Annotated in this window: 19 protein-coding genes; 15 read left to right on the top strand and 4 right to left on the bottom strand. The window is 70.9% G+C overall.

Translation table 11 applies throughout. The features are described from left to right. Positions 1-11 precede the first annotated feature (11 nt). The 4 genes from cofD to AB0K60_RS03960 all read left to right on the top strand — a co-directional run bounded on the left by cofD (position 12) and on the right by AB0K60_RS03960 (position 4,427). Entirely contained in the window at positions 12-950 is a 939-nt protein-coding gene (gene cofD / locus AB0K60_RS03975) for a 2-phospho-L-lactate transferase (protein ID WP_364048321.1), read from the top strand. Beyond that, positions 947-2,236 carry a coenzyme F420-0:L-glutamate ligase gene (locus tag AB0K60_RS03970; protein ID WP_364048319.1) on the top strand — a complete coding sequence of 430 codons (1,290 nt, stop codon included), beginning with the start codon at positions 947-949 and terminating at the stop codon, positions 2,234-2,236. Before cofD ends, AB0K60_RS03970 begins: the two co-directional genes overlap by 4 nt. A gap of 187 nt (positions 2,237-2,423) precedes the next feature. Then, positions 2,424-3,323, top strand: a complete 900-nt coding sequence (locus AB0K60_RS03965) for a glycosyltransferase family 2 protein (RefSeq protein WP_364048317.1) — start codon at positions 2,424-2,426, stop codon at positions 3,321-3,323. 3 nt (positions 3,324-3,326) lie between these two features. Further along, entirely contained in the window at positions 3,327-4,427 is a 1,101-nt protein-coding gene (locus AB0K60_RS03960) for a glycosyltransferase family 4 protein (RefSeq protein ID WP_364048315.1), read from the top strand. Here the strand turns inward: AB0K60_RS03960 and AB0K60_RS03955 are convergent. Beyond that, the gene (locus AB0K60_RS03955) at positions 4,400-5,386 is read right to left on the bottom strand and encodes a lysylphosphatidylglycerol synthase domain-containing protein (RefSeq protein WP_364048313.1); all 987 of its coding nucleotides are present in this window, start codon (positions 5,384-5,386) and stop codon (positions 4,400-4,402) included. The two genes, AB0K60_RS03960 and AB0K60_RS03955, sit on opposite strands and share 28 nt — an antisense overlap. Positions 5,387-5,459: 73 nt before the next feature. Continuing rightward, positions 5,460-6,968 (bottom strand): hypothetical protein, encoded by a 1,509-nt coding sequence (locus tag AB0K60_RS03950; RefSeq protein WP_364048311.1) that lies wholly within the window; start codon positions 6,966-6,968, stop codon positions 5,460-5,462. Positions 6,969-7,247: 279 nt separating this feature from the next. Here AB0K60_RS03950 and AB0K60_RS03945 point away from each other — a divergent pair, with 279 nt between their 5' ends. The 9 genes from AB0K60_RS03945 (at position 7,248) to AB0K60_RS03905 (ending at position 15,443) form a co-directional block, all read left to right on the top strand. After that, positions 7,248-7,673, top strand: coding sequence for an ATP-binding protein (locus AB0K60_RS03945; protein ID WP_364049272.1), 426 nt, complete (start codon positions 7,248-7,250; stop codon positions 7,671-7,673). Beyond that, complete coding sequence (gene tgmA / locus AB0K60_RS03940; protein ID WP_364048309.1) at positions 7,673-7,933, top strand: putative ATP-grasp-modified RiPP; 261 nt, start codon at positions 7,673-7,675, stop codon at positions 7,931-7,933. The genes AB0K60_RS03945 and tgmA overlap by 1 nt, the downstream gene beginning before the upstream one ends. Positions 7,934-7,958: 25 nt before the next feature. After that, entirely contained in the window at positions 7,959-8,891 is a 933-nt protein-coding gene (tgmB, locus tag AB0K60_RS03935; RefSeq protein ID WP_364048307.1) for an ATP-grasp ribosomal peptide maturase, read from the top strand. Then, entirely contained in the window at positions 8,888-10,072 is a 1,185-nt protein-coding gene (gene tgmC, locus AB0K60_RS03930) for an ATP-grasp peptide maturase system methyltransferase (RefSeq protein ID WP_364048305.1), read from the top strand. Before tgmB ends, tgmC begins: the two co-directional genes overlap by 4 nt. A gap of 108 nt (positions 10,073-10,180) precedes the next feature. Beyond that, positions 10,181-11,032, top strand: a complete 852-nt coding sequence (locus AB0K60_RS03925; RefSeq protein ID WP_364048303.1) for a class I SAM-dependent methyltransferase — start codon at positions 10,181-10,183, stop codon at positions 11,030-11,032. Beyond that, the gene (locus AB0K60_RS03920) at positions 11,029-12,111 is read left to right on the top strand and encodes a lysylphosphatidylglycerol synthase transmembrane domain-containing protein (protein ID WP_364048301.1); all 1,083 of its coding nucleotides are present in this window, start codon (positions 11,029-11,031) and stop codon (positions 12,109-12,111) included. The genes AB0K60_RS03925 and AB0K60_RS03920 overlap by 4 nt, the downstream gene beginning before the upstream one ends. Before the next feature lie 52 nt (positions 12,112-12,163). Beyond that, positions 12,164-13,291 carry a glycosyltransferase family 1 protein gene (locus AB0K60_RS03915; RefSeq protein WP_364048299.1) on the top strand — a complete coding sequence of 376 codons (1,128 nt, stop codon included), beginning with the start codon at positions 12,164-12,166 and terminating at the stop codon, positions 13,289-13,291. A gap of 15 nt (positions 13,292-13,306) precedes the next feature. Further along, complete coding sequence (locus AB0K60_RS03910) at positions 13,307-14,407, top strand: NDP-sugar synthase (RefSeq protein WP_364048297.1); 1,101 nt, start codon at positions 13,307-13,309, stop codon at positions 14,405-14,407. An 88-nt stretch (positions 14,408-14,495) separates the two neighbouring features. Beyond that, positions 14,496-15,443 (top strand): DNA-3-methyladenine glycosylase 2 family protein, encoded by a 948-nt coding sequence (locus tag AB0K60_RS03905; RefSeq protein WP_364048295.1) that lies wholly within the window; start codon positions 14,496-14,498, stop codon positions 15,441-15,443. Positions 15,444-15,446: 3 nt separating this feature from the next. On the opposite strand, the gene AB0K60_RS03900 is transcribed toward AB0K60_RS03905, so the two are convergent. Next, positions 15,447-17,012, bottom strand: coding sequence for a multicopper oxidase family protein (locus AB0K60_RS03900; protein WP_364048293.1), 1,566 nt, complete (start codon positions 17,010-17,012; stop codon positions 15,447-15,449). 19 nt (positions 17,013-17,031) lie between these two features. Continuing rightward, the gene (locus tag AB0K60_RS03895) at positions 17,032-17,502 is read right to left on the bottom strand and encodes a hypothetical protein (protein WP_364048291.1); all 471 of its coding nucleotides are present in this window, start codon (positions 17,500-17,502) and stop codon (positions 17,032-17,034) included. Positions 17,503-17,656: 154 nt separating this feature from the next. On the opposite strand from AB0K60_RS03895, the gene AB0K60_RS03890 reads away from it, so the two are divergent. Beyond that, a complete protein-coding gene (locus AB0K60_RS03890) occupies positions 17,657-20,263 on the top strand; it encodes a bifunctional FO biosynthesis protein CofGH (protein ID WP_364048289.1) in 2,607 nt (868 codons plus the stop codon). A gap of 186 nt (positions 20,264-20,449) precedes the next feature. Beyond that, complete coding sequence (locus AB0K60_RS03885; protein WP_364048287.1) at positions 20,450-21,094, top strand: hypothetical protein; 645 nt, start codon at positions 20,450-20,452, stop codon at positions 21,092-21,094. Positions 21,095-21,299 lie beyond the last annotated feature (205 nt).

The raw sequence follows: 21,299 nt of genomic DNA, 5'->3' as shown, positions 1-21,299 counted from the left end.
AGACTGACCGCATGCGGATTGTGTCCCTCGCCGGCGGCATCGGAGGCGCGCGGTTCCTGCGCGGTCTCAAGGCCGCGGCGCCCGACGCCGAGATCACCGTCATCGGGAACACCGGTGACGACATCACCCTGTTCGGCCTGCGCGTCTGCCCCGACCTCGACACCGTCATGTACACGCTGGGCGGCGGCATCAACGAGGAGCAGGGCTGGGGCCGCGCGGACGAGACGTTCACCGTCAAGTCCGAGCTGGCCGCCTACGGCGTGGAGCCGCAGTGGTTCGGCCTGGGCGACCGCGACTTCGCCACCCACATCGTGCGCACCCAGATGCTCTCGGCGGGCTACCCGCTCTCGCAGGTCACCGAGGCGCTGTGCGACCGCTGGAACCCCGGCGTACGGCTGATCCCGATGACCGACGAGCGCGCCGAGACCCACGTGGTGATCGAGGACGACAAGGGCCGCCGCGCCATCCACTTCCAGGAGTGGTGGGTACGGCTGCGCGCCTCCGTGCCGGCCGGGCAGATCGTGCTGGTCGGCGCGGACGAGGCCAAGCCCGCCCCGGGCGTGCTCGACGCGATCGCCGAGGCCGACGCGGTGATCCTGCCCCCGTCGAACCCGGTGGTGAGCATCGGGACGATCCTCCAGATCCCCGGCATCCGCCAGGCACTGGAGCCGAAGACCGTGGTCGGCGTCTCCCCCATCATCGGCGGCGCGCCCGTCCGGGGCATGGCCGACGCCTGCCTCACCGCGATCGGCGTCCCCACCACGGCCCAGGCCGTCCTTGAGCTGTACGGCAGGCCGCTCATCGACGGCTGGCTGGTCGCCGAGGAGGACGCGGACGTGGCCCTGGACGGCGTGCGCGTCGTCGCCCGCCCGCTGCTCATGAGCGACCCGGACGCCACCGCCGACATCGCCCGCGCCGCCCTGCGCCTCGCCGAGGAGGCCGCCCGATGACCGGCCGCGCGTACCAGGTCCACGGCGTCACGGGACTGCCCGAGGTCCGCCCGGGCGACGACCTCGCCGAGCTGATCGCGCGGGCCGCCTCCGAGCTGCGGCCGGGCGACGTCGTCGTGGTCACCTCCAAGATTGTGAGCAAGGCGGAGGGCCGGATTCAGCCGGGCGCGAGCCGTACCGAGGCGATCGAGCAGGAGACCGTGCGGGTGGTGGCCCGGCGCGGCGAGACGGTGATCGCGCAGACCCGGCACGGCCTGGTGATGGCCGCCGCCGGGGTGGACGCCTCCAACACCGAGGCGGGCACGGTGCTGCTGCTGCCGCAGGACCCGGACGCCTCGGCCCGCCGCATCCGCCACGGCCTGCGCGAACGCCTGGGCGTCGAGGTCGGCGTGATCGTCTCCGACACCTTCGGGCGGCCCTGGCGCGAGGGGCTGACCGACGTGGCCATCGGCGCGGCGGGCGTGCGGCCCGTGGCGGACCTGCGGGGCCGGTCCGACGCCTACGGCAACCCGCTGTCCGCGACCGTGACCGCGCTCGCCGACGAGATCGCGGCGGCGGCCGAGCTGGTCAAGGGCAAGCTCTCCGGCGTCCCGGTGGCCGTCGTGCGCGGCCTGGCGGACCTGGTCACCGCCGAGGACGGGCCGGGGGCGCGGGCCCTGGTCCGCCCCGCCGACCAGGACATGTTCCGGTACGGCGCGGCCGATGTGGTCTTCGCCCGCCGTACGATCCGGGAGTTCTCCGACGAACCGGTGGATCCGCGGGCGGTGCGCCGCGCGGTCGCCGCCGCGATCGCCGCCCCGGCGCCCCACCACACCACCCCGTGGCGTTTCGTCCTGCTGGAGTCGCCGCGGGCCCGCACCGAGCTGCTGGACGCGATGCGCGACGCCTGGGCCGCCGACCTGCGCGGCGACGGCTTCTCCGCGGAGTCGATCGCCCGCCGCCTGCGGCGCGGCGACGTCCTGCGCAACGCCCCCTACCTGGCCGTCCCGTGCCTGGTCATGGACGGCTCGCACGCCTACCCGGACGCGCGCCGGGCGGCGGCCGAGCGCGAGATGTTCGTCGTGGCGGCCGGGGCCGGGGTGGAGAACTTCCTCGTCCAGCTCGCCGTGGAGAACCTGGGCTCGGCGTGGGTGTCCTCGACGATGTTCTGCCGGGACGTGGTGCGCAAGGTCCTCGACCTCCCCGCCGACTGGGACCCGATGGGCGCGGTCGCGATCGGCCACCCCGCCGCCCCGCCCCGGCAACGCCCGCCGCGCGACCCCGACGACTTCCTCGTCACCCGCTGATCGGCCCGCGGGAAGGTCACGGGACGGCCGCGTACGGCGTCGGGAAGCATTCGGTGTGGTCACAGATGGCAAAGATGTGCGCCCCCGTGCTGACGGGGCGGAGTAGCCTTGCTCGACAGCCCTCCGACAGACGCCGACGCCCGCCTGCTTTGCCTGACCCTTGCCCGACGCAGTGAGACTTGGATCCATGGAAGACGACGACAAGCCGTACGTGACGATAGTCCTTCCCTGTTACAACGAGCAAGATCACGTACTGGAGGAGGTCGAGCGCATCTGCGCGGCGATGGACTCCAGCGGCTACACCTACGAGCTGCTCGCCATCGACGACCACTCCACGGACGAGACCCTGAACCGGCTGCGCGAGGCGGCTCCGCAGTACCCGAACATGCGGGTCGTGGCCTTCCACCGCAACGGCGGCTCGGGCACCGTACGGCGCATCGGCACGCAGGACGCCCGCGGCGAGATCGTCGTGTGGACGGACGCGGACATGACCTACCCGAACGAGCGCATCCCCGAGCTGGTGCAGATCCTGGAGAAGGACTCCTCGATCGACCAGGTCGTGGGCGCGCGCACCAGCGAGCAGGGCTCGCACAAGCTGCTGCGGGTCCCGGCCAAGTGGTTCATCCGCAAGGTGGCCGAGCGGCTGGCCGGGCAGGAGATCCCCGACCTCAACTCGGGGCTGCGCGCGTTCCGCCGGTCGGTGGCGCTGCCGTACCTGCGGCTGCTGCCCCCCGGGTTCTCCTGCGTCACGACGATCACGCTGGCGTTCCTGTCGAACCAGCACGACGTGTACTACCTGCCGATCGAGTACAGCAAGCGGGCCGGGAAGTCGAAGTTCAACTTCGTCTCCGACGCCTACCGCTACATCCTGCAGGTGCTGCGGATGGTGATGTACTTCAACCCGCTCAAGGTGCTCATGCCGCCCGCGCTGCTGCTGATCGGCATCGGGCTGGCCAAGGGCGTGGTGGACATGTTCCTGCATCCGTTCTACTTCCCGGCGAACACCGTCATGGTCTTCCTCACCGGGATGCTGATCGGGTCGCTGGCGCTGCTCGCCGACCTCATCGTGCGCTCGCGCGGGGACTAGCCGGTGAAGATCGTCCTGGTCGGACCGACATATCCCTATAAGGGCGGCGGCGCGCACCACACGACCGAGCTGGCGCACCGGCTCGCCGCCCACGGCCACGACGTGGTGATCGAGTCGTGGCGGGCGCAGTACCCGGCGTTCCTCTACCCCGGGCAGCAGACGATCGACGCCCCGGAGGGCGAGCCCTTCGCCAACGTACGGCGTGAGCTCGACTGGCGGCGTCCCGACGGCTGGCTGCGGGCGGGCCGCCGCCTGCGCGCCGCCGACCTGGTCGTGCTCACCGTGCTCAGCCCGGTGCAGGTCCCGGCGTACCTCGGCATCCTGTCCGGCCTGGGCGCGACCCGCCGCCCGGCGACCGCGACCCGGGTGACGGCCCTGTGCCACAACGTGCTGCCGCACGAGCGCAAGCCGTACGATCGGCCGCTGATGAAGGCGCTGCTGCGCCGCGTCCACGCGGTCCTCACCCACAGCGAGCAGCAGTCCGCGCTCGCCGGCGAGCTGACGCCCGCCCCGCGCCGCGTCGCCGTCATGCCGCCGCACCTGCCCGTCAAACGCCCCGGCGACGCCGCGAACGAGCCGGACGGCGTACGCGAACGGCTGCTGTTCTTCGGCCTCGTCCGCCCCTACAAGGGCCTGGACCTGCTGCTGCGCGCCCTCGCCGCCGGCCCGCCACAGGTGTCGCTCACGGTCGCCGGCGAGTTCTGGGGCGGCCTCGACGAGACCCGCGCCCTCATCGCCGAACTCGGCCTGACCGATCGCGTCGAGCTGCGCCCCGGCTACGTGCCCGCGCAGGACGTGCCCGGCCTGTTCGAGCGCGCCGACGCCCTGGTCCTCCCCTACCGCTCGGCCACGGCGAGCCAGAACGTCTGGCTCGGCCACGAGCACGGCGTCCCGGTCATCGCCACCCGCGTGGGCGCGCTCGCCGACCACATCACCGACGGCGTGGACGGCCTGCTCGTCGAACCCGGCTCGGTGGAGGCGCTCACCGACGCCCTCAACCGCTTCTACGCCCCCGGCGAGCCGGAACGCCTGCGCGCGGGCGTCAAGGCCGTGGACCCCGACCCCTACTGGTCGGCCTACGTGGAGACGCTGCTCGCCCCCTGAGCCGGGACCGGGGCGGGCACGGTCCGCGCCAGCAGGAACCCCAGCCCCGCCCACAGCACGTCGCCCAAGGTGAACACGAGCCGCGACACGATCGCGATCACCAGCGCGCGGGGCGTGTCCACCACCGGCGCGAGCGCCAGCACCATCGCCCCCTCCCGCACCCCCAGCCCGGCCGGCACCACCACGGTGAGAATCCCGGTCGCCCACGCCAGCGCGTACGCCCCGGCCGCCACGACAAACAGGTACGGCAGGCCGTACCCGGCCGTCTCCGGCACCACATCGGCGAGCAGCACCCACAGCTGCACCCCGTAGCAGACCCAGCCGAGCAGCGACCAGACCCCGGCGACGACCATCGCCGCCCCCGGCACCACCCGATCGAGTGGCTCCTTACGCGCGACCCGCAGCACCAGGTTCAGCCCGAACGTCAGCACCCGGGGATGCAGCCCGACCACGATGACCGGGACCAACGCCAGCAGATACCACGCCCGCCGCGCGACCTCCCCCGAGGCCAGCGGCAACGTCACCGCCGCGACCGCGAGCGCGCACCCGAGCGAGGTCGCCAGCCCAAGCACGGTCGCGCTGAACGTACGCCGAGGCGGACTCCCATGCTCCCGCGCCAACTCGATCATCGCCGCGAACGCCCACACCGCCCCCGGCACATACTTGCCGAGCTGCCCCACATAAAGCACCCGCGCCGCCACCCGCAACGGCAACCGCGACCCCAGCCCCGCCAGGATCACCTGCCAGGCCACCAGCAGAAACCCCATCCCACCCAGCACGGCCACGAGCGCCCCGGCGACCGACCCCCACGACAGCAGCCCAAGCGCCGCCACCGTCTCACCCCACCGCCGCGCCACCCCATACCCGAGAAACCCCAGCGCGACCACCGCGAGCCCCACCCGCAGCAGCGAACTCGACCGCAGCCGACTCGCCAGGCGGGCCATCACGGAACGCAGCATCCGCCCAGGCTAGGCGCTGAAGCCTACTCGCCGGTAGCCCACCGGGTCACGCCGCTCCTGCGGCACCTCCCTTTCACAGGGCGCCCTCGCCCCACCGTGGCAGCGCTAGACGAAGCGGGGATCGGCAAAACATTTCGGTGGAGCGCTGGATGGTTCGAGCCAGCCTGGAATCACGATATTTGGATTCACAAAGCGCACCATGGATCCTTGATACGGTCTCAACCAACCCGTAAATTCGCTGCTCGGATGGTATCCCGAGTACAGGAGTCAGGGCCTCTTGAGCGCCTTCCAGTTCATCCATGTGTACCCGCGCCAGCGCCAACTCCGCACGCGCCCCGGCTTCCGTGGCAAAAGACTTGACATCGTCGGCTACGCTGTCATGCAATTTCAAGGCCGCCTGCGCTTCGGACTCCGCCCGCCTCTCCTCACCGGGAATCAGAACCAAGGCCCCCGCGGCCATGTAATGCTGGCGGTAGGGCTGGAAGAAGAATTCGCCTCCAAACATGTCAAGGTCTCCAGGCGTCACTTCTCCACGCCGCTCATTCGCAAGCGCGATCGCATATCGAGCCTTAGCGGGGATGGCCAGCTTCGCCTGCGCACGCGCTTCCGCACAGAGTAGCCAGATGGCAACTGAACTTTTGTTCTGGCCACAAGCCTCGATGCCTAGTTCGGCGTAACGGACGGCATCATGAAGCCAACCAGCCCGGTACGCGATCCCTGATTGAAGAGCCCTGGCCCATGCGCGGAGTTCGCGATGACCTGCGTTGCCCGCGCAGATGTAGGCGGTACGGGCTTGCGTCATCGCGGCGCGGGAATCACCGAGATCGTGGGAAGCCTTGGCCAACATGCCGCATATCGCGCCCGTCAGCAGGTACATCTCGCGGGACTCGACTGGTCTCTGATGACCCTCCAGCAATCGGAAGGCCGTCTCCTGTAAATCGATCAGGTCGGCCAGAAGGATAGGGAGGGGTTGCCGGGTGTAGGCGCAAGCCAGGCGTATCACGGCGTCACGTATGTCATGGAGTGTCTCTGGGCCCACGTTGCTGGTCTCGACCATGGCCGCGAAACCCCGAGCGCGTCGTGCTGCCATGGCTACCTGCCTGTCCAGAGGTTCAGCCACCTCGGATGGGCCGACCGGGTATGAAGGGTGCGTCTGACCGCAGACGTCCTGCCGGTCCCCAACGGTGTCCGATCGGGCCGAGCTCGTGTCACAGCGAAGCAGCGCAGCACGTTCGTGCGAGTCGAGCCTGTCCAGCGCGTCCGGGGCGAGCAGGCGAAGCGGAGTGGTGCCATAGACGCCGGCCAGCGTGATGATCTGGGTGGCGCGTGGGGTTCGGGAACCGGCCGAGGGAAACATCTCCAGCCGGGACAGCAACGGCTGGTCGATCGCGGAGTCGGGGGCGATGGCCAGGTATCGGTCGACGACCTCGGGTTGGCTGAGACCGTGGGCCATTCGGTAGGCCGCCAGGTACGAGCAGCGGCATAGATGCCGAATCTCCACGGCGATCTCGTCGATGCCGCGGCCCTGTTTCAACATCTGCGTCCGCAGCCGGGTCACGTCACGTTTGTTCCATCCGCCCATCACGGATCTCCCTCGCCGACCGGGTGTACACCCACACGCAGCGTGACCTTTCAGCACCCGATCGGCAACAGCACAAATTGGACATCGGGTCGGCACCTGACATAGGCCGCTCTCCCCGCCGCACGTTTGCCCACGTCATAGGCCATCCACGGTGCATAGAAACCATGCCACGAACACCGGTGACGCAACGTGTCGGTCACGCTTCAATGAGTTACATGCCGCGCACGATCCGTAGCCCACGGATCGGACGATTCCGCCGACGAACATGGAACCCCGTTGATGATCGAGCCCCCAGAGAGTCGCCGCCAGGTGAACTGGGACGTCCCCCGTGACCGGGAGATCGTCTCCAAGATGCGCAGCCTCGTCAGGGACACTCTCAGGTCCTGGGGTCTGTCGCATATGGCAGACGATGTGGTGCTGAGCGCGAGCGAACTAATCGGCAACGCCATTCTCCATGGCGAGTTCCCCGTACGGCTTTCGCTGCGGATCGAGAACGACATGCTTAACCTCGCGGTCGACGACCACGGCAGCGGCCGGCCGCACCTTCTCGACGCCACGATCGACGCCACCCACGGACGCGGATTGGCGATCGTGGCGATGCTCTCCGACCAGTGGGGCCTTCACACCGACCCTTACACGACCGCCAAAACCGTATGGTGCGCGTTCCGCCTTGAACCGCAGAAGAACCAGAAAGAGGAGAAGTGATGTCCGACCCCACCGTCGTCCCCTGGGGACTGACGCGCATGCGGCCGCTCGGGCCGCCCGTTGAGGCCGCCTACACCGAGGTCCGTCTGGACCCGTCGACCCAGAGGGGGGTGTACATCGGCCACGACGGTCGACCGATCGAAGCCGGCAAGCACGGCACGAGCAAGGAGCAGAAGCGGTCGCAGCACACCGGCGGCGGTGACGGAAACAGTCCCACACCGCCCGACGACACCGAGATCATCGAGTATGTGCCCGACTGAAGGTGAGGCCGCAGGGGCGGTTCTCGTGCTCACGCGCGTCGACGACCCGACCGCCGACATGGTGATCGCGGAGCTGAATCGGCGGGATATCCCGGTGGTTCGCCTTGATCCCGGAGTGGATTTTCCGGGCCAGGCGAGTACGTCGGCCTATTTCGGCACAACGGGAATGATCGGCGAAATCGCCACCGGGTCACGGCGTCTGGATCTGCAGCGGGTGCGGGCCGTCTATTATCGGCGGCCCACCCCGTACGGTCCGGAAAAGGGCGGGCTCGATTCAGCGGCCGAATTCGCCGCGAGGGAGGCCCGTTTCGGGCTGGGCGGGATCCTCGCCGGGATCAACTGCCCGTACGTCAATCATCCGTGGCAGATAGCCCGTGCCGAGGTCAAGCCGCTTCAACTCCTCGCCGCCGTCCGTGCGGGATTCACCGTTCCTGCCACTCTGATCACGAATCGGCCCGACAAGGCCAGAGCGTTCGCCGACTCGTACGAACGCGTCGTGTACAAGCCACTCCGGTCGATCGTCCACGTCAACGACCGGCAGCAGAGGTCCACGATCTGGACCGGCACCGTCGACTCAAGCGAGATGGACGAGTCCATCAAGGCGACCGCTCACCTGTTTCAGGTGCAAGTGGACAAGGTCGCCGACCTGCGCATCACCGCCGTCGGAAGTCGGCTGTTTTGCGTACGGATCGACTCGCCATCGCTGGACTGGCGGGAAGACTACGATGCGATCGTCTATAGTGTCGTCGATCCACCGCATGGACTCGAACTTGCCTGTGATTTCTATCTGAAGCACTTCGGGCTGCGGTTCGGATGCTTCGACTTCGCCCTCGGCAAGGAGGGAGAGCCCATCTTCCTGGAATGCAATCCCAACGGGCAGTGGGCGTGGCTGGAGGACGCCACCGGGGTGCCGATCGCCTCCGCGATCGCGGATCTGCTGGAAGGATCTCGCCTGTGACCGGAATTCGGGCCAACGAGTCCTTGGCCGCTCGACTGCGTGAAGGGCTTGCCGAGCGACTCGTCGAATCCGGCGCGATCCGGGCTCCCGAGTGGCGGCGGGCGGTGGAGGCCGTGCCGCGCGAGAAGTTCCTTGGCGAGCGCGTCTATCTGTCCCGGGATGAGGGAGGCTTCACTTACTGGGAGGCGATGACGCCGGAAGGCTGTGGAAACGAGGGGTGGCTGCGTCTCGCGTACAGCGACGAGACACTTGTTACGCAGATCCAGGAGATCGGGCGAGCGGACCGGCACGGCAGAATCAGTGGCGAGCCGACCTCGTCCTCCACGTTGCCCGGGCTGGTCGTGTCCATGTTGGAGGATCTGCGGGTCGAGGATGGGCAGCGGGTTCTAGAGATCGGCACCGGGAGCGGGTACTCCACGGCGCTCCTGTGTCACCGTCTCGGCGACGACGCCCTGGTCACCTCGATCGACGTCGATCCTGACATCGCGGCCAAAGCCGCCGTAGCGCTGCACGCGGCCGGATACCGCCCACGGCTCCTCGCGGGGGACGCGCTCACCGGGTACCTCGGCGAAGGCCCTTACGATCGGCTGATCGCGACCTGCTCGGTCCGCCACGTTCCGCAAGCCTGGATCGAGCGGGTACGGCCCGGCGGGGTCGTTCTCGCCACCCTGTCGGGCTGGCTGTACGGCTCCGGCCTCGCCCGCCTCACCGTGACCGGCGCGGGGACCGCGCACGGCAACTTCCTGCCCGGCACGGTGTCGTTCATGACCGCCCGTGCCCACCACGCTCCCCACCTGCCGCAACCGCCGCGCGACGGGGATCGACGCCCCGCCCGTTTCGGGGCCGACACGCTCAACGAGTGGATGCCGCGGTGGATCGCCCAGCTCGCCGTGCCGACCGCGTCGAGATTCACCGTCTTCGACGACGCCGGGCCGGTCACCTGCATCACGGACGGCGAGTCCTCTGCCTGGCTGTCCGGATCCGGCGAGGCGGGCTGGAGCGTGACGCAGGGCGGAAGGCATCGGCTGTGGGACCGGATCGAGGCGGCCGTGCAGGCCTGGCGTGATTCGGGATCTCCGTCTCAGGACCGTTTCGTCCTTACCGTCGCCGAAAGGCGGCAGGTGGTGAGTTGTCCCGAGCATCCCGCGCTCACCTGGGCCCTGCCGATCATCCGCTCCTGAACGTCGGGCGTCGGGTTGTCCGCACTCCGTGCGACCGTCTTCCCGGCGACCGGCGGCCCGGGCGATGGGGACTACGGCCGGGGTGCTGGACGGGTACTGTTGGGCGGCGTGGGTAGGGACCGAAGCGCGCAGCTTGAGTACTCCGAGTTTCAGAGTGCGATGCTGGATGAGGCGAAGCGGCGGCGCAAGGCGGCGAAGATCATCGCTGTGCTCGGGCATTTTCTCGGGCGGGGGGACGGCGATGGCAAGGGCGTGCTGGATGGGCTGACCGTGGCCGATATCGGGTGTTCGGCCGGGTTCATCGCCGATGAGCTGGTCAACGCGGGGGCCGCGCGTACGTTCGGGGTGGACATCGACGTGCCGGGGCTGCGGAAGGCGGCGGATCGGTTCGGGGAGCGGGTGGTGTTCGTGTGCGGGGACGGCACGGCGCTGCCGTTTCCCGACGGGTCGGTGGATGTGCTGGTGTTCAACCACATTTATGAGCACGTGGTCGATCCGGACGCCGTGGTGGCGGAGATGCATCGGGTGCTCGCCGAGGACGGGGTGCTGTATCTCGGGCTGGGGAACCGGCTCGGGGTGATGGAGCCGCATTACAAGCTGCCGTTTTTGTCCTATTTGCCGCCGTCGCTCGCGGACCGGTATGTGCGGATGTTCGGGCGGGCGGATCGGTACTACGAGCGGTTCCGTACGCGGCGCGGGCTGCGGCGCATGCTGAAGGACTTCCACGTGTGGGACTACACCTTCCCGGTGCTCGTCACCCCGGCCAGGTTCGCCGGGTCGGAGCTGTTCCCCGGCGTGGTCGGGCGGCTGGCGGGCGCGGTGCTGGCCCGTTTGCCCCGGTTCGCGCTGCGGGCGCTGCTGCCGGTCGTGCCCACGTATCTGTGGGTCGCGACGAAGACGCCCCGCCGTCCCGCCGGGCCGGTGCTTCCGCGCCCACCCGAGCCGGTCCGTACGCCGTGACCCCGGGCGAGCCCGCGGCAGGCGAGGCGAGCCGCCACGCGGAGGCCGTCGATGCCGACGACGGCGCGCGGGGGGCGACGGCCACGGTGAGCGGGCGCAAGAGCGTGCTTCGCCGGATGGCACGGTTCGGCTTCCTGGCCGTCGCGCTGGGGTTCGGGGCCTGGGCGGTGGCCGGGCAGTGGCGGGCGGTCGCCGATGGGCTGGGCAGGCTGTCGTGGGGGCTGCTCGCCGGGTCGCTGGTGGCGGTGCTGGGGGCGCTCGGCGCGGGCATGATGATGTGGCGGGCGCTGCTGGCGGATCTCGGGTCGCCGCTGCGGGCGGTGGACGCGGCGAAGGTGTTCTTCGTCGGGCAGCTCGGCAAGTACATTCCGGGCTCGTTGTGGCCGGTGCTGGCGCAGATGGAGATGGGGCGGGACCTCGGGGTGCCGCGCCCGCGCAGCGCAGCCGCCTTTTTCCTGACTTATCCGGTTTATCTGGCGACGGGGGTGCTGGTGGCGGCGGCCACGCTGCCGGTGTTCGCGGGCGGCTCGGTGGCCCGCTACGCGTGGCTGCTGGCGCTGCTGCCGCTGCTGGTCGCCGGGCTGCATCCCAAGGTGGTCAACGGGGTGCTCGGGCTGGGGCTGCGGCTGATCCGCCGCCCGCCGCTGGAGCGGCCGCTGTCGCGGCGCGGGGTGCTGGCCTCGGCGGGCTGGGCGCTGGCCGGCTGGGTCGCGTACGGCGTGCATCTGGCGTTGCTGGCGTGGGGCCTCGGCGCCACCGGGGCCGAGGCGGCGGCGCTGTCGACCGGGGCGTTCGCGCTCGCCTGGTGCCTGGGCTTCATCGTGGTGCTGGCCCCGGCGGGGGCCGGGGTGCGGGAGGTCGCCATGATCGCGGCGCTCGCCCCGGTGCTGGACCAGGGGCCGGCGATCGCGGCGGCGCTCTGCTCACGACTGCTGGTGTCGGCCGGTGACCTGGTGTGCGCGGGACTGGCGGGAATCGCCGCAAAGGTGACGATGCGGTGGACCCCTTCCACCGAACCTGACCACCTTCATGACGCTTCGCGAAACTCACGTGATTGCACTCACGGTTCCGGGCAGTAGCGGAATACAGTGATGCCGAGGGCAGATCTGGATTGAGGGGAGACGATCCATCTTGACGCCCCGTGTGCTCGTCGACGCCGCCGCGGTCCCCGCGGATCGCGGCGCACTGATCAGATACGTCGACGGGCTCGTGGCCGCGCTGGACCGCGCGGGCGCCGACCTCGTCGTCGTGTGCCAGCGTTCCGACGGGGAGCGCTACGGCCGGCTCGCCCCGTCCGCGAACATCGTCACCGGCCCGCCCGCGATCACCAACCGGGCGGCGCGGCTGGTGTGGGAGCAGACCAGCATCCCGGTCCTCGCCCGGCAGGCGGGCGCCCGGGTGATCCACGCCCCCTACTACTCCATGCCGCTGCGCGCGGGCCTGCCGACCGTGGTGACCGTGCACGACGTCACCTGGTTCACCGAGCAGGACCAGCACGGCACGGGCAAGGCGTCGTTCTTCCGCTCCGCCACCCGGACCGCGGTACGGCACGCCACCCGCGTGATCGTGCCGTCGAAGGCGACCAGGGATCAGCTCGTCCGCGTCCTGTCGGCCGACCCCACCCGCATCGACGTCGCCTACCACGGCGTGGACCCGGCCCTGTTCCACCGGCCGAGCGAGGCGGAGGTCAAGCGGGTGTCCGGGCGGCTGGGGCTGCACGGCCGGCCGTACGTGGCCTATCTGGGCCTGGCCGAGCCGCGCAAGAACGTGCCGAACCTCGTCCGCGGCTTCGCCGAGGCGGTCCGCGGCCTGCGGCGGCGGCCGGCGCTGGTGCTGGCGGGCGGGTTCGACTGGGACGACGAGGTCGAGGCCGCGGTGCGCGCGCTGCCGCCCGACTGCCGGGTTGTGCGGCCCGGCTACCTGCCGTTCGCGGACCTGCCGGGGTTCCTCGGCGGGGCGCTGGTGGTGGCCTTCCCGTCCAAGGGCGAGGGCTTCGGGCTGCCGGTGCTGGAGGCGATGGCGTGCGGCGCGCCCGTGCTGACCACGCACCGCACCTCGCTGCCCGAGGTCGGCGGCGACGCGGTCGCCTACACCGAGCCCGACGCGGAGCACATCGGCGAGGGGCTGCGCGCCCTGCTCACCTCCGCCGAGCGCCGGGAGGAGCTCGCGGAGGCCGGGCCGGCGCGGGCGCGGGAGTTCACCTGGGAGGCGTCCGCCGAGGCCCACCTCGTGTCCTACCAACGGGCGGCCGAACAGTGAGCTAGCCTCACCGGCATGATGGAGACTTCCCCGGACGACGGACATCTGCAGGCCATCCTCCTGGTGGGGGGCAAGGGCACCCGGCTGCGTCCGCTGACGCTCGGCACACCGAAACCGCTGCTGCCCACGGCGGGCGTGCCGTTTCTTGCGCATCAGCTCGCGCGGGCGAAGTCGTTCGGAGTGCGGCGCATCGTGTTCGCGACGTCGTACCGGGCGTCGATGTTCACCGAGGCGTTCGGGGACGGGTCGGCGTTCGGGCTCGACCTGGTGTACATGACCGAACAGACGCCGCTCGGCACGGGCGGCGCGATCCGCAACGCGGCACAGGCGCTCACCTGCGGGCCGGACGATCCCGTGCTGGTGCTCAACGGCGACATCCTCTCCGGGCACGACATCCACGCGCAGGTCGCGCTGCACATGTCCCGGCGGGCGGCGGTGACGCTGCACCTCACCGAGGTGGAGGACCCCTCGCGCTTCGGCTGCGTGCCCACGGACGCCGACGGGCGGGTCACCGCGTTCCTGGAGAAGACCCCGCAGCCGGTGACGAACCGGATCAACGCGGGCTGCTACGTCTTCCAGCGGTCGGTGATCGACACGATCCCCGAGGGGCGGGTCGTCTCCGTCGAGCGCGAGACCTTCCCCGGCCTGATCGACGCCGGGGCGCTCGTGCTCGGGTACGTCGACGCCACCTACTGGCTGGACGTGGGCACGCCCACCGCGTACATCCAGGGCTCGCGCGACCTGGTCCTCGGCCGGCTCGAGTCGCCGGCGCTGCCCGGCCCGTGCGGCGAGTGCCTCACGCTGACCGGCGCGGTGGTCTCGCCCGAGGCCAAGGTGTCGGGCGGCTCGGTCGTGGGCGGCGGCGCGATCGTCGAGGCCGGGGCGACCGTGATCGGCAGCGTCCTGCTCGACGGCTGCGTGGTCGGCCCCGGCGCGACCGTCATCGACTCGGTCGTCGGGCCGGGCGCGCGGATCGCGGGCGGGGCCGTCCTGTCCGGGGTCGTCGTCGGCGACGAGGCCGTGGTCGGGCCGGGCAACGAGTTGCTCGCGGGCGCCCGGCTGTGGCCCGGCGTCGTGCTGCCCGAGGTCGCGGTCCGGTTCTCCAGCGACGTGTGACGCCGCCGTGTCCCGATCCGTTCGTCCGGCGTACGGTGGCTTCGCGTACGGTGGCCAGGCGTACGGTGGCTTGGCGTACGGTGGCCCGGTGACGACGCCGAGGGAACGACGATGGCGTCCGGACGGGCCGATCGACGTGGCGCTGACGTTGTCGCCGCATCGGCGCGGCGCGGGCGACCCCGCCTGGCGGGCCGAGCACGGCGGGGTGTGGCGGACGTGCCGGACGCCCGAGGGCCCGGGGACGATTCTCGTCACCGTCGAGGCGCGGGAGCGCGCGGTGCTGGGGCGGGCGTGGGGTCCGGGGGCGCAGTGGCTGCTGCAGACGCTTCCACAGGCGCTGGGGGCCGACGACGATCGCGGCGCGTTCGCCGGGATCGCCGAGCGCGCCGCCGGGGCGGGGGGCGGGGTCGTGCTGGACGCCTGGCGGCGGCTTCCCGGGCTGCGGATCGGGCGGACGTCGCGGGTCTTCGAGGCGCTGGTGCCCGCGGTGCTGGAGCAGAAGGTGGTGGGGCGGGAGGCGTGGCGGGCGTGGCGGTGGCTCATGCGCAGGTACGGCGAGCCCGCGCCCGGCCCGGCCCCGGAGGGCATGCGCGTCTTCCCTGAGCCCGAAATATGGCGAAAAATCCCGTCTTGGGATTGGCATCGGGCGGGGGCGGAGGCCGTACGGGCCCGGACGATCGTCAACGCGGCCCGGCACGCCGACAAGCTGGAGGCGACCGCCCGGCCGGGGGCCGTGGCGAGCGCGGAGGCCGACCGGCTGCTCCGCGCCCTGCCGGGCATCGGCGCGTGGACCTCAGCCGAGATCCGCCAGCGCGCCCACGGCGACGCCGACGCCGTGTCCGTGGGCGACTACCACATCCCCGGCATCGTCGGCTGGGCCCTCACCGGCGAGAAGACCGACGACGCGGGCATGCTCCGACTGCTCGCCCCCTACGCGGGCCACCGGTACCGCGTGACCCGCCTCCTGGAGCTCACCGGCCACCGCCCCCCGCCGCGCGGCCCCCGCATGCCCGCCCGCGACCACCGCCGCTTCTGACGCTCATTCCGGCACGTTTCCGGCCGTGCCGCCGACGGTGTACGAGGTGGTGATCCCCTCGTACATCAGGTGCGTGGTCAGCCCCTGTGAGGCGTGCGGCAGGTTGTGGCAGTGGTCCATCCAGACGCCGGGGTTGTCGGCGACGAAGGCGATCTCGTACGTCTCGCCCGCGGCGACGTCCAGCGAGTCCACCCACCAGGGGCTGCCGGTGGCGGGCACGCCGTCGCGGCTGAGCACCACCGCGTGGTGGCCGTGCAGGTGCATCGGGTGGGCCTCGCCGCTGTTGTTGGCGATCCGCATCCGCACCACGTCCCCCTCGGCGACGTGGAACATCGGCACGTCCGGGTACAGGTAACCGTTGATCGTCCACCACAGGCCGGGCACGCCGTCGAGGAAGCCGGGCCGACGCCCGATGTCGTACACGAACCGGCGATCCGGCGTGCCGGGGTCGAAGCCGATCGGGGCCCGCGTGCCGTACGTGAGCAGGTCGAGCGTGGCCTTCGGCCGGGCGACCGGGGGCGCGTCGTACGACGCGGAGCCGAGCACCACGCCGGTCGGGCCGCCGAGGTGCACCCGGACCGGCGAGCCGTCCTCGGGCATGGTCACCTCGATGTCGGCGCGTCCTCCGGCGGTCACCAGCACGGCCTTGTCCGGCACGGGCGCGGCCCCGTCGATCTCCGTGCCGTCGACGGCGGCGAGCCGGTACGGCGTGCCGCCCACCCAGACCGGCATGACGCCGTACTCGGTGTTGATCACGCGTACCCGGGCGCGCGAGCCGGGCCACGCCTCGATCTTGACGTCGCCCTCGTGCCCGTTGATCGTGCGGACGCCGCCGTACAGGTGGACCAGCGTCGCGACGTCGGTCGCCTTGCGGGCCGTCCTGCCCGCTTTCGCGGGCTTCGGCCTGACCACCAGCGCCCCGAGCAGGCCGCGGCGCACCTGCTCGTGCGACATCTGGTGGGAGTGGTACCAGAAGGTGCCCGCCTGGTCGGCGACGAACCGGTAGGTGAACTCCTCGCCGACGCCGACCGCGTCCTGGGTCACGCCGGCGACCCCGTCCGCCGCGTTCGGCACGTCGACGCCGTGCCAGTGCAGCGTGACGCCGCCGGGCACCGACTCGTTGACCAGCCGCACCTGGACCAGTTGCCCCTCGGTCGCCTCGATGGTCGGGCCGGGCGAGCCGCCGTTGAGGGTGAACCCGTCGAAGGAACGGCCCGATGGCAGCGTGAACCGCTGCTTGCGGGCGACCATGGTGATCGAGACGTCGGCCCGGCGGTCCGGGTCGGCGACCAGCTCCTTCACATCGCGCGCGGCCCCCGCGCGCCCCCCGCGCCCGGCGTTGCCGCCGTGGCCGCTCTGCGACGACGCGGCCCCCGCCGCGTGCGCCGCGTGTCCGGCGGAGCCGCCCGGTCCGCCCCCGTAGTCCGCGTACCCCATGTCCATGACCGAGTAGGTCTCCGGCAGCAGGCTGTCCTGCCAGAGCCAGCCAAGCGGCCCTAGGACGGCCAGGGTGGCGGCGCAGGCGGCGGCGAGGCGGATCCGGCCGCCGCCCGGACGATTCCGAGACATGACAAGAACCTTCAGACCGTCAGATGCGGGTCGCCTGCCGCGGCTCCGGCACTGCCGACGCCGGGGCCTTCGGGGCGCCGACGCGGCGTGCCGCGTAGAGCGCGGTGGCGAACAGGAGCAGCGCGTTGAGGCCGTGCACGAGGCCGACCAGCGGGATGCTGTGGCCGAGGATGCCGAAGGTGATCTGCGCGGCGACGAGCAGGACGACCGCGCCGGCCGCCTTGACGACGCCGGGGGCCTTCACCCAGAACGAGGAGATGAGCAGAAGCAGCGCGAAGGACGGGATCACGAACATCCCGTTCATGGCGTGCACGATGAAGGCGATGAACTCCGGGAACGGCGGCTCGCCGTTCTCGGCGAGCGTCTTGTCGACGACGCCGCCCCCGTCGACCCACAGGCCGAGCCCGGCGTCGCCCCAGACCACCATCGCCGCCTGGATGGCCACCTCGACGGCCACCAGGTAGGCCAGGACCTTGTAGACGTGTCTCATGACGTACTCCCTTTGCGAAGACCGACCGCCGGGAAACCCGCGGTTGCATGCGTCACGGTAGGGAGCGCCACTTGTCAGGCATCCAAGAGTGACTTGGAGACGACTGAAAAACCCCGGATGAATGCCACTAATCGGGCGGACGTAGTCTGCGAACATGACTCAGGTCCCCCCGAGCGCAAGCGCCATGCGCCGGGCGCTGGCCCGCGCCCGCGACGGAAAGCAGCTCAACCTCGACGAAGCCGTCGTGCTTCTGCAGGCACGAGGCGACGACCTCGACGCCCTGATGGAGCACGCGTCCCGGGTGCGCGACTCCGGTCTTGAGGCGGCCGGACGGCCGGGCGTCATCACCTACAGCGGCAGCGTGTTCATCCCGCTGACCAGACTGTGCCGGGACCGGTGCGGCTACTGCACGTTCGCGACCGCGCCGAACAAGCTGCCCGCGGCGTACCTGTCCCCCGACGAGGTGCTGGACATCGCCCGGCGGGGCGCGGCGCTGGGCGTCAAGGAGGCGCTGTTCACCCTCGGCGACCGCCCCGAGGACCGCTGGCACCAGGCCCGCGAGTGGCTGGACGCGCACGGCTACGACGACACCCTGTCGTACGTGCGGGCCATGGCCATCCGCGTGCTTGAGGAGACCGGCCTGCTCCCCCACCTCAACCCCGGCGTGCTGTCCTGGCGGGACCTGCAGCGGCTCAAGCCGGTCGCGCCGTCCATGGGCATGATGCTGGAGACCACCTCGCGGCGGCTGTTCGAGGAGAAGGGGCAGCCGCATTACGGCTCCCCCGACAAGGATCCCGCGGTACGGCTGCGCGTGCTGGAGGACGCCGGCCGCAGCAACGTGCCGTTCACCACCGGCATCCTCATCGGCATCGGCGAGACCCTGGAGGAACGCGCCGACTCGATCTTCGCGATCCGCCGCGTGTCCCGCGAGTACGGCGGCATCCAGGAGATCATCGTGCAGAACTTCCGCGCCAAGCCGGACACGGCGATGCGCGGCATGCCGGACGCCGAGGTGACCGACCTCGCCGCCACCATCGCGGTGACCCGGCTCGTGCTCGGCCCGCGGATGCGTGTGCAGGCCCCGCCGAACCTGGTGGACGACGAGTTCGCGCTCATGCTGCGCGCCGGCATCGACGACTGGGGCGGCGTGTCGCCGATCACCATCGACCACGTCAACCCCGAGCGGCCGTGGCCGCAGCTCGACGAGCTGCGGGCGCGCACCGCCGAGCTCGGCTTCGAGCTGCGCGAGCGGCTGTGCGTCTACCCCGAGTACGTGCGGGCGGGCGAGCCGTGGCTGGATCCGCGGGTCAGCGCGCACGTGGCCGCGCTCGCCGACCCGGCGACCGGGCTGGCCCGCGAGGACGCCGAGGTCGTCGGGCGGCCGTGGCAGGAGCCCGACGGCGGGTTCGCGGCGGCGGGCCGTACGGACCTGCACGTCGAGGTCGACACCGTGGGCCGCACCGGCGACCGGCGCGACGACTTCGACCACGTGTACGGCGACTGGGACGCGCTGCGGGAACGGCTCGCCGCCTCCGGCTCGGCGGCCCCCGCCGTGCTGACCGGCGAGCTGGGCGCGGCGCTGCGGCAGGCCCGCGAGAACCCGGCCGCCCTCACCGAGGAGCAGGCGCTGACGCTGCTCGGCACGGCGGGCGACCAGAACGGCGCGGGCGCGGACGACGCGGCCCTGGACGAGCTGGCCCGCATCGCCGACGACCTGCGGCGCGAGGTGTCCGGCGACGACGTCACGTACGTGGTCAACCGGAACATCAACTTCACCAACGTCTGCTACACCGGCTGCCGGTTCTGCGCGTTCGCGCAGCGACGCACCGACGCCGACGCGTACACGCTGTCGCTGGAGCAGGTGGCCGCGCGGGCCGTCGAGGGCTGGGAGGCCGGGGCGACCGAGGTGTGCATGCAGGGCGGCATCCACCCGGACCTGCCGGGCACGGCGTACTTCGACATCGCCAAGGCGGTGAAGGACGCCTGCCCCGACATGCACGTCCACGCCTTCTCCCCGATGGAGGTGGTCAACGGGGCGAGCCGTACGAACCTGTCCATCAAGGACTGGCTGACCGCCGCCCGCGAGGCCGGCGTGGACTCGCTGCCCGGCACGGCGGCGGAGATCCTCGACGACGACGTGCGCTGGGTCCTCACCAAGGGCAAGCTCCCGACCCGCGAGTGGATCGAGGTCATCACCACCGCGCACCGCCTCGGCATCCCCACGACCGCCACGATGATGTACGGCCACGTGGACACCCCCGCGCACTGGGTACGCCACATCCGCCTGATCCGCGGCATCCAGGAGGAGACCGGCGGCTTCTCCGAGTTCGTCCTGCTGCCGTTCGTGCACACCAACGCGCCCATCTACCTGGCGGGCGTCGCCCGCCCGGGCCCCACCGCCCGCGAGAACCGCGCCATCCACGCGCTCGCCCGCATCCTGCTGCACAGCGCCATCGACAACATCCAGTGCTCCTGGGTGAAGCTCGGCGACGACCTGTGCCGCTCGGTGCTCCAGGGCGGCGTCAACGACCTCGGCGGCACCCTGATGGAGGAGACGATCAGCCGCATGGCCGGCTCCGACAACGGCTCCTACAAGACCATCAGCGACATCGCCGCCATGGTCGCCCCCACCGGCCGCCCCCTCCGCCAGCGCACCACCTCCTACGGCACCCCCTCCGAGGAACGCCGTGCCGCGGCCCTGGCGAGCGACGGCGTCTGCCAGAGCGTCCGCCGCCCCACCCTGCCGCTGCTCTCCGGCTGACGGCCTGGGCGACAGGACGCCGGTCACCGTACGCGGGCGGCATCGGGACATACACCCCGATGCCGCCCGTACCGCTTTCAAGAGTTGTTCGCGCAACAATTTGTGATCTTTAATGACGAGTTGTCCTGTCGGCGCGATCTCATGCGGTAGAAGATCACTCGGACCTACTAGCCCCCTGAGGTTGCAATGAGAAAGCTCCTACGAGTCTTCGCGGTGCAGGTGTTCGCCGCGGCATTCGTCCTCTCGGCCGTCGCCGCGCCCGCGCACGCCGACCCGCTCCCCACCGACCCCGTGCTCGCGGCGGAGTGGCAGGAAGCGTGGGATACCCACAAGTTCTACGAGAACGTTCCTCCGGCTCCCGGCTCCGGCATGAGCCGGGCCAGCACCAGCATCTCGATCGTGATCAACGCACCCGCCCACAAGGTGTTCGACAAGTACTCCGACTTCAGAAACCACATCGGCCGGGCCGCGTTCCTCACCCGCCTCGCCTACCACAAGGACGTCACCAAGAAGGGCGTCCGCTACCTCAACCTCACCGCCGTCGAGGACGTGCCGTTCGAGGGCCAGATCGTCTCCCTCCACACGCACGCCCAGCAGCGCCTCCACCGCTCGCAGCTCTTCTATGAGACCGACAGCTGGTCCGCGCCCGGCATCTTCACCCACCAGAAGATCGTCTTCAAGAAGCTCACCCCCACCCAGACCGAGGTGACCGAACACCTCACCTTCGACGCCCCCGACGATCTGATCGACGTTTCCGTCACCAGCGGCGTCGCCTCCCACCAGCAGACCCAGACCGCCCTCAAGCAGGCCATCGAGAGCGGCGCCATCTAATCGCCCAGCGTGGGGGATCGCGCACCCTGCACGATCCCCCACCCGTGGCCCCCAGGTCTCGTCCCGTCAAGCACTGACCTTCAGTTGACGTTACGCGCCCCAAGCCCTGCCCGGTCGGCTCACTCCCGGGCACGATCTCTTCGGGCTGCACGATTGTCAGGTAGCCGTCGCGGGTCAGGCTCACCAAGATTCACTCCGCGACCCT

This window comes from Thermopolyspora sp. NPDC052614, from assembly GCF_040678635.1.
Lineage (GTDB): Bacteria > Actinomycetota > Actinomycetes > Streptosporangiales > Streptosporangiaceae > Thermopolyspora.
This window is presented reverse-complemented; position numbering and strand designations above follow the sequence as displayed.